Raw genomic sequence first — 13,662 nt, forward strand, 5'->3', positions numbered from 1 at the left:
TTTCAGGCAATGGCGCCAATTTTTCTTTAAAAAAAGCGGAGGTCATTTCCAGGAAATGATCTCCGCTTTTCAGCCCTTATATTTTCAACGGATTAGTGACGGAAATGACGCATACCGGTCATCACCATTGCCATACCATGTTGTTTGCAGAACTCGATGGAATCGTTGTCACGAACGGAACCACCCGGCTGTATCACTGCTTCGATACCCTGTTCGTGCGCAATGCGTACGCAATCGTCAAACGGGAAGAAAGCATCAGAAGCCATCACCGCACCTTTCAACTCAAAGCTGAACTGGCCGGCTTTCTCAATAGCATGGCGCAGCGCATCGATACGGGAAGTCTGGCCACAGCCTTTACCTATCAGTTGTTTATCTTTTACCAGCGCGATAGCGTTGGATTTCAGGTGTTTGCACACAATGTTGGCGAACTCCAGGTCTGCTTTCTGGGCGGCGGTAGCTGCCTGTGCGCCCACGTCGTTCCATTCTTTGTAGTTACCGTTATCGTTGTCCTGCAGCAATACGCCGTTCAGCACATTTTTGAACGTGTACTTGCTTTTCACCGGTTGCTTCTGCTCCAGGAGGATACGGTTTTTCTTGGTTTGCAGTACCGCCAGCGCTTCAGCGTCAAAGCCCGGAGCGATCAGAATTTCGAAGAAGATCTCGTTGATCGATTCAGCTGTGGCTTTATCGATGGTTTGGTTGCACACCAGCACGCCACCGAAAGCGCTTTCCTTATCACCGGCCAGCGCTGCGTCCCAGGCTTCTTTCAGCGTAGCGCGGGAAGCGATGCCGCATACATTGGTATGCTTGATAACGGCAAAAGTGGTTTCGGTAAATTCCTGTATCAGCTGGCAGGCAGCGTCTACGTCCACCAGGTTGTTGAAGGAGAGTTCCTTGCCATGCAGTTTGTTGAAGATGTCGTTCAGGTTGCCATAGAAAACACCGCGCTGGTGGGGATTTTCACCGTAACGGTTCACCTGGCCCTGGGGAACGGACACCTGGAAATAATCTGCAGGTTCGTTGTTCAGGAAATATTGGGAGATGGCCACATCATAGTTGGCACATACTTCAAAAGCTTTAGCAGCAAAGTTTCTGCGGTCCTGCAGGGAAGTGGCGCCATTGTTTTCTGTCAGCACTTTTTCCAGGTCTGCATACTGGTCTTTGGAAGCTACGATCACCACATCTTTGTAGTTCTTACCGGCAGCACGGATCAGGGATACGCCGCCGATGTCAATCTTTTCGATGATCGCCTGTTCTTCGGTCGTGTTTTTCACCGTTTCCTCAAACGGGTACAGGTCTACGATCACGAGGTCAATTTCCGGAATCTCATACTGTTTCAGCTGCTCCAGGTCCTGCGGGTTTTCGCGGCGGGCCAGGATACCACCAAATACTTTAGGGTGCAGCGTTTTCACACGGCCGCCGAGGATAGACGGGTAAGCGGTCAGATCTTCTACTGCCACACATTTTACGCCCTGTTCCTCAATGAATTTTTGGGTACCACCGGTAGAATAGATGGTCACACCTTGTTCACCTAACTTTTTAACAATGTTCTCCAGGTTATCTTTATAGAAAACGGAGATCAGCGCTGATTTAATTTGCTTTTGCATGAATGGAAAACATTAGAAATTTTAATAACATTGGCCCCTGGTCCGGAACCGAAAAGTTGCGCAAAGTTAACACGTAACGATCACTTTTCCATTTCCTGCCCTTGTGGAATACCGGGGAAAGGCTCCGGGAGTGGCGTCAGACGGCAAAAAATATTAATTGAGCGCCTGTAAACCGGCGGAGGTCAGAACGAAATAATGAATGCGCCTTTCTCCGGGATACTGTGAAAAGGTATGCCGGCAGTGTCGCATTCGGCCATCCAGCGCCGGATGCGGTAAGGCGGACAGCCTGCGCCGAAAATAACGGTATCTGCTTTGTACCATGCCTGTACCCTGGCCATGTTCATTTTTAAGGGTCCGTTCAGCAAAAGATAGTCGACCTGCAACGGCTGCAGCGGCGCCCATGCTGGCAGGGTACTGTCCTGTACCGCTACGGTTTTCTGCCCTAGCCGCAGATAACGGCCGCGGTGCTGTAAACCGGCCACCGTACCGGGCGTCACGCCCATGGCCGCCCGGGCGGCCAGCAACTGTTTGGCCGGCGGCGTCTTCCAGATGCTGTCATGTCCGATGAACTGCACCTTTCCCTCCGCTATCACATCCATTGCCGTATAGGCGGGCACGTTATAAATGATCAGCTGCCGCTGTTGCCGGGAAGTTATATGGCGTAGCGCCTGATTTGCCGCCATCGCCCAGAAGGCGGCCAAAGCCAGCCAGTAGCCGCGGCGGTACTGCCATAAGAGCCATCCTGCGATACCAGCCATCAGCAGGTAACAACAGCCGGTTTGCCATAAGCTCCACTGCAGGTTCTTTATCATGGCAAATGGTAGTTGTCCCAACCAGGCCACACCGGTGTTCATGAGATGAATCAGCCACCAAAGGGCAGCTCCGGCCCATCCTGCCAGGGTGGTGAAAGGCGTCAGCAGCAACAAAAGGACCTCACCATAGATGACAACGGTGGATAGCGGCACCGCCACCAGGTTGGCCGGCAGAAAATAAACGGGGAACTGGTGAAAGTAGTAGATGGATGCCGGCAGCGTCAGCACCTGCGCGGCAAGGGAAAGCGCCGTCAGTTGCCATACCGCCCTGGCCCATCGGGAGGAAAGCGGCCATAATGTGCAGATGGCATCATAAAAAAGCAGGATGCTCAGCACCGCCAGGTACGACAGCTGGAAGCCGGCATCAACGGCCAGCCAGGGCTGACAGCACAGCAACACGAAAGCCGAGGCGGCCAGCATGTTGTAAGTACTGGCTTTTCTGCCCAGTAACAAACTACCGGTTGTGATACCGGAGAACATCACCGCCGCCCGCAATACTGATGCAGACGCGCCTGTCAGCAGGGCAAAGCCCCATAACACGGCCAGCAGTACCACTGCCCGGATAACGTTTGCTGCGCGGCTGGAAGGCAGCCAGCGAAGCAACCATAACAGGGAGCCGTACAACAAAGCCAGGTGCATTCCTGAAATAGCGATGATATGTACAATACCTGTGTTGCTGTAGGCGGTGACGACTTCAGGGTCCAGGTCCTGGCGGTAACCGATCAGCAAGGCTTCTGCCATACCTGCCTCCGGGCCTTTGCCAATATGGGCCTTTAGCTGACCGAGACAAAAATCGCGGGCCCGCAGCAGGAAAAAGGTGAAGTCACGCAGTGGCGGGCGTGGCAACTGCCGGTAGTCTTCCGCTTTCAGAAATACCTGGTGATACAATTGCTGCGTGGCGCAGTACCGCTGGTAATCGAACCCGCCGGGGTTGCCGCTGCCGGTGATTTTAACCGGCTTTTTAGCCAGCAATACTACCGCACCGTACACCAAACCCGATGAAGTACTATCCCGGCTAAAATAGGCCAATAAACGCCCTTCCGACGCCTTCCAGCGCCCCTGCGTGCAGGTAGCAGTGATCGTCAGCAACGTTTTACGGGAACGGGGTTTGTCCTGCAAAGGCGCTGCCACCCTGGCCAACCAATACACCTGGCTGTCCGGCGGTGCGGAAAAACACCTGTCGCCCTGCCGGATACCGGCAGAAACCGGCAACAGCGCTCCGCTGCAAAAGAGCAGGATAAAAACAGGGATGCCTGCCGCCCATGCATAATAATAACGGTATGCAACCGGTAGCCATCGTATGAGCAACAACGCCGAAAAAGCAGACAGGATAAGGATATACAGGTACTGTACTGAAAGCGGGCAGGATAGCTGTATACAGATACCGGCCAGTAACGGAGGCGTTAAACGCAGAAAGGGCGCACGTTTCCAACATGCTGCAACAAACATGGATGATTCAAATTGCATAAAAAAGGGTCAACTTTTAATGTTCTTACATCCGGAAATCAAACCGTCCAAAAAACGCAAAAACAGCATATCCGAAAAAGATATGATAACTAGGTAATTTTTGATTCAGGATGTGTTAAGATAATTTAGGTTAACAAAATCGTAATTGTTTAATTAATTAAATATCAATATAATAAATATATTAACTTCTCGAATCTGTTATTGATTAGTTAACATCTTCTTTAAATATAATATTATTTGTAAAATGCATTACCGGTCACGCTATTTGTGTCGTATCAAGATTCAATAGTCGTGTCTTTAATGGTTATTTTGAGGGAAAAGAAGGAGCCTGATCTTTATCAGGCTCTGTTATTTTATAGCTGTCACACTTAAAAGATAAAACAAAAAAGCCCGTCAACACAATATTGACGGGCTTTTGTTTTTATGTTGCGACCTGTTTATTTAGACAGGTACATGCTCTTCTCTTTATACAACTGACGGAAGTAAGGATCCCTCAGGTCTTTGATAAAGCGGATCGCTTCACCGGTGGACTTCATTTCAGGGCCCAGTTCTTTGTTCACGCCCGGGAATTTATTGAAAGAGAACACGGGTTCCTTGATAGCAAAGCCGCTCAGTTTCTTCTCAATTTTGAAGTCTTTCAGTTTCTTATCTCCGATCATCACTTTGGTAGCGATGTTGAGGTAAGGCACCTGGTAAGCTTTGGCGATAAACGGCGTGGTACGGGAAGCGCGTGGGTTGGCTTCGATAACATATACCTGGCCGTCTTTTACCGCGAACTGAATGTTGATCAGGCCACGGATGTTCAGCGCGCGGGCAATTTTTTCCGCGTAGTATTCCATGGTGGTCACTTCAATCGGAGTAAGGTTGAAGGCCGGCAGCAGCGCATGGCTGTCGCCGCTGTGGATACCTGCAGGCTCAATGTGCTCCATCACGCCCATCACGTGGAAATCCGTACCATCAAAGATACCGTCGATTTCAGCCTCCTGGCAACGGTCCAGGAAGTGGTCGATCAGGATCTTATTACCAGGCAGGTGACGCAGCAGGCTTAACACTGATTGTTCCAGCTCTTCTTCGTTGATCACGATACGCATCCGCTGGCCGCCCAGTACATAAGACGGACGGACCAGTACCGGGTAACCCACTTCTTTCGCTACTTCGATCGCATCGTCTGTATTGTAGGCGGTACCATATTTCGGATAAGGAATGCCCAGGTCTTTCAGCATATCGGAGAAACGGCCGCGGTCTTCGGCTATATCCATGCTGTCGAAAGAAGTACCGATGATTTTGATACCTTTTTCTTCGAGGCGTTTCGCCAGCTTCAGCGCTGTCTGGCCACCCAGCTGAACGATCACCCCTTCCGGTTTTTCCAGCTCGATGATTTCCCACAGGTGCTCCCAGAACACCGGCTCGAAGTACAGCTTATCGGCCATGTCGAAGTCGGTGGACACGGTTTCAGGGTTACAGTTCACCATGATCGCTTCGTAGCCGCAATCCTGGATCGCCTGCAAACCGTGTGTGCAGCAGTAGTCGAACTCGATACCCTGGCCAATCCTGTTAGGACCGGAGCCCAGTACGATGATTTTTTTACGGTCGGTTACCTTGCTTTCGTTTTCAGTGTCGAAAGTAGAGTAGAAATAAGGCGTTTTCGCTTCAAACTCAGCGGAGCAGGTATCTACCATTTTGTAGGTACGTACAATGCCGTTGGCCTTTCTCTTTTCGTACACTTCCTCTTCTTCACAATTGCCGAAGATAACAGCCAGCTGCGCATCGGAGAAGCCCATCTTCTTGGCGTCGGCCAGCATATCAGCCGGAACGCTCTCCAGGTCATGTTCGCCCAGTTGTTTTTCCAGGTTAACAATATCCTGTATCTGGTGGAGGAACCAGCGGTCGATGTAAGTCTGCTGGTGGATATGTTTTACAGAAGCGCCGGCCATCAGGGCATCTTTAATACGGAAGATGCGGTCCCAGGTCGGACGTTTCAGTTTTTCGATGAGTTGTTCGGACTTCATCAGTGACTTGCCGTAGTAGCCGAGGCCGAGCGCATCGTTTTCGAGGCTCTGGCAGGCCTTCTGCAAGGCTTCAGGGAAGGTGCGGCCGATAGCCATTACTTCACCTACTGATTTCATCTGGAGGCCCAGCGTGTCGTCCGCGCCTTTAAATTTATCGAAGTTCCAGCGGGGCATTTTTACGATAACGTAGTCCAGCGCCGGTTCAAAGAAAGCGGAAGTAGTTCTGGTAATCTGGTTTTCCAGTTCATCGAGGGTGTAACCGATCGCCAGTTTGGCGGCGATTTTCGCAATCGGATAACCGGTCGCTTTGGAAGCCAGCGCAGAAGAGCGGCTTACGCGCGGGTTAATTTCAATTGCGATCAGTTCTTCATTCTCCGGGTTCAGGGAGAACTGTACGTTACAACCGCCGGCGAAGTTACCCAGGTCGCGCATCATCATCATGGCTTTGTTACGCATGTCCTGGAAAGCGGTATCGCTCAGGGTCATGGCAGGCGCCACGGTGATGGAGTCGCCTGTGTGGATACCCATCGGGTCCAGGTTTTCCACCGTACAGATGATCACTACGTTGTCGTTCTTGTCACGCAGCAGTTCCAGTTCGAATTCCTTCCACCCCAGCACCGCTTTCTCTACCAGTACTTCGTGGATAGGAGAAGCTTTCAGGCCACGGTCCAGCGCTTCGTCCAGCTCATCCTTGCTGTGTACGAAACCGCCGCCGGTACCACCGAGGGTGAAGGAAGGACGGATTACCAGCGGGAATCCAATCTCCTGTGCAAACTCTTTACCTTCCAGGAAGGAGTTGGCCGTTTTTGCAGGAGCCACCGGAACCCCGATCTTAATCATCCACTGGCGGAACTGTTCGCGGTCTTCCGCTTTGTCAATCGCTTTAATGTCTACCCCTATCAGGCGAACATTGAATTTCTCCCAAACTCCCAGCTCATCTACCTCTTTACAAAGGTTCAGCGCTGTTTGACCACCCATGGTAGGTAATACGGCATCAATCTGGTTTTCTTCCAGAATCTGCTCAATGCTTTCCACGGTTAATGGGAGCAAATAAACCTTATCGGCCATCATAGGATCCGTCATGATGGTAGCCGGGTTGGAATTAATCAAAATCACTTTAATTCCTTCTTCCCGCAACGAACGTGCTGCCTGGGAACCAGAATAGTCAAATTCGCAAGCCTGACCAATAATAATGGGACCAGAACCGATAATGAGGACAGATTTGATAGATGAGTCTTTTGGCATTTTTGTAATCTATTGAAAATGAAAAACCACATTGATTTTAATGCCGTACGAGGGACCAAAAAAATCGTGCAAAGTTACGTGATTTGAAATTTAATAATGGAATTAAATTTGATTTTTTATGAAAGAATTTTCCGGACGACATGATAGAATGCTTTTTTTACATACAATAATTGTTTTATAAAATACTACGGCAGAGGCGGATTTCAGGAGAAACACGCCGGCTTTTTTTCCGTACAAATACGTTGTGCTATCATCCCGGAATATCCTACCTTTGGTCCTGTTAGTACATACCCCAAAAGTGACCGGCACCGATCGAGCAGCATTTTCGTTTATATCTGTCGTTTTATATCTATCATTTATCACCCCAAAAACCACATGTCATGCGTACAGCAGAAGTTCACTATGGAACAGACGGCCACGTAAACCTCACCGTGCCTAAAGGCACGAAAATGGCCGAAATCGCCAGGTTACAGGAACTGGTAATTTCAAAAATTAACCCCCGTGGCTGTCAGGCCTGCCTGTCCGGCGTCCACTTCAACATCCGGGAACAACTGGAACATGTTATGAAAGTAGACCTCGACAAAATGGCGACCATCAAAGGTACTGTCATCGGCCACTAACGTATCACCGCCCCGTTCCCCGGAGCGGGGCTTTTTAAACATTCCCTGCCATGTATCCTGCTACGCTTACCGGCCGCAGCAGCCGGTTGTATGAAAAAACTATTCCTCAACTGGGCGTGGGTTTATTGTACAATCCTTCCCTGGAACTGTACCTCGACAGCCCCGCTACCTGTTGCGATTACGTGGAAATTATTCCGGACATGTTCTGGACAGACCTGGGCAACGGCCACCCTGGCCGCTTTGAAGAAATAGACAGCTGGATGAACGTGCTCCATAAACTCGCCGCCCGCTATCCGCTCACCGCCCATAACATCTCCTACTCCCTCGGCAGCGCCGGCATCTTCGACATGGCTTATCTCCATAAAATGGAAGAATGGCACCGGCGCTTCCCGTTTGTATGGCACAGCGACCACCTCTCTTTCGTGAAAGTACATGATGAGCATCAGCAGGAACATAACGCCGGTATGGCCGTTCCCGTGCCCTACGACTACGAAGTGCTGGACATGATCGACAGCCGCATCAACACTATCAGCCGCAGCATCAGGGCGCCTTTCCTGGTAGAAAACAACGTGTATTTCATTGACCTGCCGGAACAGGAACTCTCCGAAACGGCTTTCCTCAATGAACTGTCGAAAGATACCGCCTGTGGCCTGCTGCTCGATATCCACAACGTATATACGAACGCGGTGAACCATGGGTTTGATGCCCGCAGCTTCATCGCCGCGCTGGACCTCGGCAAGGTGATAGAAATACACATCGCCGGCGGCAATGAAATGGCTGGCATGTATACCGACTCCCACGCAGGGCCTTGTCCGGAAGCTGTATGGGAACTTCTCGAGTATACGTTACCGTTAGTGCCCAACCTCTGCGGCATCACTTTCGAATTTCATGAATCGTACTTTCACCTGCTGCAGTTCGACGGGATCACCCGCGAACTGAACAGGGCCAAAGCAGTATGGAATCAATATCATAAGTAAACAGCCATGTCACTCCTCTCCTTTCAGCAGGCACTTGCCGCGCTCATCGCCTCTCCTGAGCGCTGCGTGGAAGCCAGGCAACAGCCGGACGCGGTCTTCGCATCCTATGACCTCACCGATCGGGAAAGAAAACGGCTGGAGACGGTCGTGTTCCAGCGCGGCATGTCGGTCAACTGCACCCTGTACCGTGTGAACCGTATAACGCCTATCTATACGTTGCTGCCCTACACCTGTCTGCTGCTGGGCGACCGGCTCATGCCGCTGGCCACCGCTTTCTGGGAGGCCTGCCGGCAGTCCGATCTTCAGTTCAAACGGGAAATTGAAGGTTTTGCCGGTTACCTGGAAAAACAAATAGCGCAGGGGCGCCTGCAGGTGCTTTACCTGCCGGAAATATTACGGATGGAAACCGCCATCAATGCCCTGAAATTTTTACCGAAGCAGCAGGACGCCGCATCACATGTGAGGTATATTCCTTTTGAACACGAGCCAGGGCCACTGCTGGAAGCCTTATCGGCGCTGCGTATCCCTGAAGTGGCGCCAGCAATAGGCAACTGGCTGCTGATCATCGATTACAGCGGAGAAGAAATGTCTTTCAGCACAACCGCCATACAGGAAGCGCCGTAGCCCGGGGCCGAAGCCCCGGAAACCGGAAAAGCGTGCCAGCAGCTATCGTTGAAGGCAGCGAAGCCGCGGCCTCCGTTGTATGACGGGACCTAACAGACCGTAAGTTGTTATAGTTTAAGACGGGTGGACATAATAGCGATGGCAGCGCCCATAACGGCGATGAGCGAAAAAGACACTGCGAGGCTGGTAGCCTGCGCCACAAAACCAATCAGCGGCGGGCCAAAAAGGAAGCCCAGGTAACCAATAGTGGAAACCGCCGCCAGCGCCATTCCCGGCGACAGAACAGCGGACTTGCCGGCAGCGCTGTATACCAGCGGCACCACCGCAGAAACACCGGCACCTACCAGCATGAAGCCCAGCGTAGCGCTCACCAGGTAAGGGAAAGCTACCGCTACCAGTAACCCGGCGGCTGTAAGTGTTCCGCTGATGATAAGCATTTTTCGTGTACCCAATCGCGTTATCATCCAGTCAGCCACAAAACGGCCGGAGGCCATAGTGCCCATAAAGGCGGCATAACCGGCGCCCCCCAGCCCTTCCTCCACTTTCACTACGCGGCGGAAATATACCCCGCTCCAGTCAAACATAGTACCCTCGCATATCATGGAGCACATAGCGATAATGCCCAGCGTCAGCAAAAAGCGGTCAGGCTTAACAAACAGTGGCTGATTAGCCTGTACGTTATTATCCTGCTGTACGATATGCCGCATCGTGAGCAGCACCAGCGTCCAGGAAATACCGGTGATCAGCAGGAAATGATACACCGGCTGCATATGCAGTCCGCTCATTGCCGCGCCAATAGCCGCGCCGGTGAACCCTGCCACGCTCCACAGCCCATGAAAAGAGGCCATGATAGAACGGCCATACATCGCTTCCACCGCTACCGCCTGCGTGTTGACCGCAATATTGGCCAGGTTGCCGCAGAAGCCGAAAAACACAAGGAAAGAGATCAGTTCCCAGGGCGCTTTGGCCAGGCCCAGTACCGGCAGAATAGCGGCATACGCCACCGCGGCAATGATCAACACCTGCTTACTGCCGAAACGGGATACGAGGATACCTGCTACCGGCAGGGAAATCAGCGACCCTACCGGCAGTGCCAGCAGCACGCTGCCCAGACCCGCATCGTTGAGGCGCAGGGATTGCTGTATGTCCGGGATGCGTGATGCCCAGCTGGCAAAACACAATCCGGTCAGAAAAAACAACGCGCTTACCGCAATGCGGGCGCCTCTCTTATGTATCACCGGTATCGATAAATCCTGTAACATCGTTGTGTAGATTTCAGCGTATGGTTTCCGTTTAACGTTTATATCACCTGTATGCCCAGGTCCTGGTAAGGCTTAAATAAAGGCAGTTCCGGTTTGTCCGTCACGATCACATCTATTCCCGTAATGTCGCAGACTTTAAACGGCTCTGCCGTATCCATTTTATCACTGGTGGCCAGCGCAACAATTTTATTGCCCGCTTCAATCATCACACTTTTTACATCTGCTTCCTCAAGGTCCAGGCCAGTTACGCCGGCTTCCGGATGCAGGCTGCAGATACCTACGAAGGCCAGGTCGGCCCGGATCTTCTGCATCGCGCGGATAGTATCCATACCGGTAGCTGTTTGTGAGTTTTTACCGATACGCCCGCCGGTAAAGATCACTTCTATGGTAGGGTGCTCTATCAGCTGGGTAACGATAGGTACGCTGTTGGTAATGATGGTCAGCCGCAGCTGGGGAGGCAACAGTTTCACCAGCGCCAGCGTAGAGGTGCCGCCGTCCATCAGCACGGTCTGTCCGTCGTGCAGCAAGGTGAGGGCTTTACGGGCCATCAGCTGTTTATCGGCCGCATGGCGCTCTACCCGCTCTTTAAAGGAATAGGGATTGGGAGAATGGGGGATGGCGCCTCCCCGCACTTTGATCAGCTGCCCGCTTTGTGCCAGCGCTTCCAGGTCCCGGCGTACCGTATCTTCCGACACCTGCAGATCAGTACTCAGCTCCGTCTGTAACACCTTCTGATCTGTTTGCAGCTTCTTTAATATATAATCAAGTCTTTCCTCTTTCAGCATACTTGCCATTTTCTGCAATATTATGTAATATTCTGCAATATTCTGCAATTATTTGCATATCTTTGCAATAAACCGCAAAATATGGCAAGAATAGCAATAGACATGGACAACGTAATGGCGGACATATACAGTCATTACCTTCATTACTACGAAACATCGCACGGCATTAAGCTGGATTCGCGTGACTTACACGGCGTTCCTGAAGGGGAGATACTGCCTGACGGGCTGATAAGGAAATTTTTATTGACGCCGGGCTTTTTCCGGACGGCGCCGGTGATGCCGGGCAGCCAGGAAGTGATCAAGGCCCTGATGGAGAAATATGAAGTCTTCATTGTATCTGCGGCCATGGAATTTCCACAGTCACTCCGCGAAAAACTGGAATGGCTGCATGAACATTTCCCCTTCATCAGCTGGCACAATATTGTGCTCTGCGGCTCTAAAACCATTGTGAATGCCGACATCATGATTGACGACTACGACAAGAACCTGCGGCATTTTAAGGGAAGGCAGTTGTTGTTTACAGCCCCGCATAATGTTCATCTGACAGATTACGAGCGGGTACACAACTGGGAAGAAGTAGCAGCAGCGCTGGAGGTAGAAATTCCGGCTGCCCGGGTATAACCACAATGGGGGATAACATGACCGGCTGGTTACAGGAGGCTTACCCCCTCTTCGCTTTTCCTTTACGGAGCGTGGCCAGCTCTTTCTTCATTTTAAGCACATCGTCTTTGAGGGCTGTATAGTTCTTCAGCAGTTGATTGTGCTCTTCCAGTATTTTATAATATTTCTCCCGCAGCACCATCATTTCCTCGCTGTCGGTCTGCCTTGTTTCCTGCGTGGTGCCGGGATTCAGAAAGGCTTCCGGGGTCATATCCAGTCCACGGGCTACCCGGTCCAGTTCATCCGGTGAGAAAGTCTCTTTTTCAAAAACATTATACATGGTGCGCCTGCTCATATTGAGGCGCTCTGCCAGTTTGCTCTTGTTGAGCCCTTTCTCCGCAATCAGGTGCTGAAGGCGGTTTCCATGGTGTATACTTTTCCCGTTGGCCAGCTGCATTGTGCCGTTCCAGCGGATAAACTCATCCGGCGTGATACCGATAATTTCACAGAAACGTTCCAGGTTGACCCGCTTCATATCCCCGTTCCGCAAGTGATAGTGGGCGATCTGGTTGGTGAAGCCGGCCATTTTTGCAAAATCGATGATTTTGATTTTTTTCTGCTTCAGTATCTGCTTTAATCGCTGGCCCATATGTATCAAACTCGACTGCATCGTTTATGCTTTTTTATAAATAATTGTATAATATAACAATTAATCTTTCATTTCGTAAATAAAATTATCAAATCGCGTTAAAAAATAATAAAATGATTACGGTAGGTAGCATAATGATCCGATGCGCTAACTTTTATGCCTATACGTAGGCTGAAAAAATTATTTCACGATCATTTTGAGTAAAACCAGGATAAAATGATCTTAAAAATCGTACAGTAAACACTCAATTATCATAATGATAAATATCCGTTGAAACTGATCGGAAATCTGTCCGGCAATCGCCCCAAAACCAATACCACAAAGGGTGGCATGAATTTTATATAACAAATAGTGTAATTTTATGCTGATAATTTTCACAGTTATAATCCTATTTACTGACAGCTACAATTAATATCATTTTGCAACCGTCCGTACGGGATAACTGTGATTCCATTGTTCATCATAAAAGATTGTTGTTATGAGTAAGGAGTCACCCAACCTCTTATTTTCCATTCATGAAAAGTTTTCGGGCATGGCTGCCCTCTTCCGGGAAAGGGTATGTCAGGACTGTAACTGGAGCACGCCCACCTTCTACCGGAAAATGCGCGCCAAAGAAGGACGCGGCAACGCTGAAACCTCCAGGCAGAGCGCCTTTCTGAGCAGTGCGGAGAAAAAACGCATTGTGGAAATCATGGATGAAGTGTACAATACCTTCTGGAAATCGGCGATCAAGTATCGTACCCCCAGGTAAACAGCCTGCTACAGGCCTTCCGGCGCCCTGCCTTGCCAACCTGTCCTTCTTTCAGCACCTTTAGCGGCATCCCTTTACCAGTCTGCCCCCGCGGGCAATGGCTATTGCTGTGCCCTAAAGGTGCTTTTACCATGGCCTTTCTTCCAACCCATTTTGAAAAATAATCTGGTTTTAATATGATTTTTTAGATTTTTTCTAGCATACCGTCGGGTTTTTCTTAAATTTAAAGCCCGTTAGGAAAAAATCTACTTAAC

11 protein-coding genes are annotated in these 13,662 nt (G+C 50.5%); 5 read left to right on the forward strand and 6 right to left on the reverse strand.

Annotated elements, in window-relative coordinates; genetic code table 11:
• Nucleotides 1-92: 92 nt before the first annotated feature.
• The 3 genes from purH to carB form a co-directional block, all read right to left on the reverse strand.
• A complete protein-coding gene (gene purH, locus HF324_RS32985) occupies nt 93-1,607 on the reverse strand; it encodes a bifunctional phosphoribosylaminoimidazolecarboxamide formyltransferase/IMP cyclohydrolase (RefSeq protein ID WP_168808117.1) in 1,515 nt (504 codons plus the stop codon).
• A gap of 182 nt (nt 1,608-1,789) precedes the next feature.
• Entirely contained in the window at nt 1,790-3,868 is a 2,079-nt protein-coding gene (locus tag HF324_RS32990; protein WP_168861683.1) for a ComEC/Rec2 family competence protein, read from the reverse strand.
• A 455-nt stretch (nt 3,869-4,323) separates the two neighbouring features.
• Nucleotides 4,324-7,140 carry a carbamoyl-phosphate synthase large subunit gene (gene carB, locus HF324_RS32995; RefSeq protein WP_168808129.1) on the reverse strand — a complete coding sequence of 939 codons (2,817 nt, stop codon included), beginning with the start codon at nt 7,138-7,140 and terminating at the stop codon, nt 4,324-4,326.
• Nucleotides 7,141-7,520: 380 nt separating this feature from the next.
• On the opposite strand from carB, the gene HF324_RS33000 reads away from it, so the two are divergent.
• Genes HF324_RS33000 through HF324_RS33010 form a run of 3 tightly spaced genes read left to right on the forward strand, consistent with a single transcriptional unit; the run spans nt 7,521 to nt 9,361 of the window.
• Nucleotides 7,521-7,760, forward strand: a complete 240-nt coding sequence (locus tag HF324_RS33000) for a hypothetical protein (protein WP_168808131.1) — start codon at nt 7,521-7,523, stop codon at nt 7,758-7,760.
• Between the two features lie 50 nt (nt 7,761-7,810).
• On the forward strand, nt 7,811-8,737 hold the full coding sequence (locus HF324_RS33005) for an MbnB/TglH/ChrH family RiPP precursor modification enzyme (protein WP_168808133.1): 927 nt from the start codon (nt 7,811-7,813) through the stop codon (nt 8,735-8,737).
• Between the two features lie 6 nt (nt 8,738-8,743).
• Nucleotides 8,744-9,361: a hypothetical protein gene (locus HF324_RS33010; protein WP_168861684.1), complete on the forward strand. Its 618-nt coding sequence runs from the start codon at nt 8,744-8,746 to the stop codon at nt 9,359-9,361.
• A 107-nt stretch (nt 9,362-9,468) separates the two neighbouring features.
• Here the strand turns inward: HF324_RS33010 and HF324_RS33015 are convergent, their stop codons facing one another.
• The gene (locus HF324_RS33015; RefSeq protein ID WP_168861685.1) at nt 9,469-10,623 is read right to left on the reverse strand and encodes an MFS transporter; all 1,155 of its coding nucleotides are present in this window, start codon (nt 10,621-10,623) and stop codon (nt 9,469-9,471) included.
• Nucleotides 10,624-10,661: 38 nt separating this feature from the next.
• Nucleotides 10,662-11,417: a DeoR/GlpR family DNA-binding transcription regulator gene (locus HF324_RS33020; RefSeq protein WP_246269356.1), complete on the reverse strand. Its 756-nt coding sequence runs from the start codon at nt 11,415-11,417 to the stop codon at nt 10,662-10,664.
• 72 nt (nt 11,418-11,489) lie between these two features.
• Between HF324_RS33020 and HF324_RS33025 the strand changes: the two genes are divergently transcribed.
• Entirely contained in the window at nt 11,490-12,029 is a 540-nt protein-coding gene (locus HF324_RS33025; RefSeq protein ID WP_168808139.1) for a 5' nucleotidase, NT5C type, read from the forward strand.
• Between the two features lie 40 nt (nt 12,030-12,069).
• Here HF324_RS33025 and HF324_RS33030 read toward each other — a convergent pair whose 3' ends face one another.
• Complete coding sequence (locus tag HF324_RS33030) at nt 12,070-12,678, reverse strand: helix-turn-helix domain-containing protein (protein ID WP_168861686.1); 609 nt, start codon at nt 12,676-12,678, stop codon at nt 12,070-12,072.
• A 457-nt stretch (nt 12,679-13,135) separates the two neighbouring features.
• Here HF324_RS33030 and HF324_RS33035 point away from each other — a divergent pair, with 457 nt between their 5' ends.
• A complete protein-coding gene (locus tag HF324_RS33035; protein WP_078669866.1) occupies nt 13,136-13,408 on the forward strand; it encodes a hypothetical protein in 273 nt (90 codons plus the stop codon).
• The last annotated feature ends 254 nt before the right edge of the window (nt 13,409-13,662 follow it).

It is taken from the genome of Chitinophaga oryzae, from assembly GCF_012516375.2.
GTDB lineage: Bacteria > Bacteroidota > Bacteroidia > Chitinophagales > Chitinophagaceae > Chitinophaga > Chitinophaga oryzae.

Coding starts and splice junctions, on each gene's coding strand:
- HF324_RS33015 (WP_168861685.1), bottom strand. CDS start 10,623: ATGTTACAGGATTTATCGATACCGGTGATACATAAGAGAGGCGCCCGC.
- HF324_RS33000 (WP_168808131.1), top strand. CDS start 7,521: ATGCGTACAGCAGAAGTTCACTATGGAACAGACGGCCACGTAAACCTC.
- HF324_RS33020 (WP_246269356.1), bottom strand. CDS start 11,417: ATGGCAAGTATGCTGAAAGAGGAAAGACTTGATTATATATTAAAGAAG.
- HF324_RS33005 (WP_168808133.1), top strand. CDS start 7,811: ATGTATCCTGCTACGCTTACCGGCCGCAGCAGCCGGTTGTATGAAAAA.
- HF324_RS33010 (WP_168861684.1), top strand. CDS start 8,744: ATGTCACTCCTCTCCTTTCAGCAGGCACTTGCCGCGCTCATCGCCTCT.
- HF324_RS33035 (WP_078669866.1), top strand. CDS start 13,136: ATGAGTAAGGAGTCACCCAACCTCTTATTTTCCATTCATGAAAAGTTT.
- HF324_RS33025 (WP_168808139.1), top strand. CDS start 11,490: ATGGCAAGAATAGCAATAGACATGGACAACGTAATGGCGGACATATAC.
- carB (WP_168808129.1), bottom strand. CDS start 7,140: ATGCCAAAAGACTCATCTATCAAATCTGTCCTCATTATCGGTTCTGGT.
- purH (WP_168808117.1), bottom strand. CDS start 1,607: ATGCAAAAGCAAATTAAATCAGCGCTGATCTCCGTTTTCTATAAAGAT.
- HF324_RS33030 (WP_168861686.1), bottom strand. CDS start 12,678: ATGCAGTCGAGTTTGATACATATGGGCCAGCGATTAAAGCAGATACTG.
- HF324_RS32990 (WP_168861683.1), bottom strand. CDS start 3,868: ATGTTTGTTGCAGCATGTTGGAAACGTGCGCCCTTTCTGCGTTTAACG.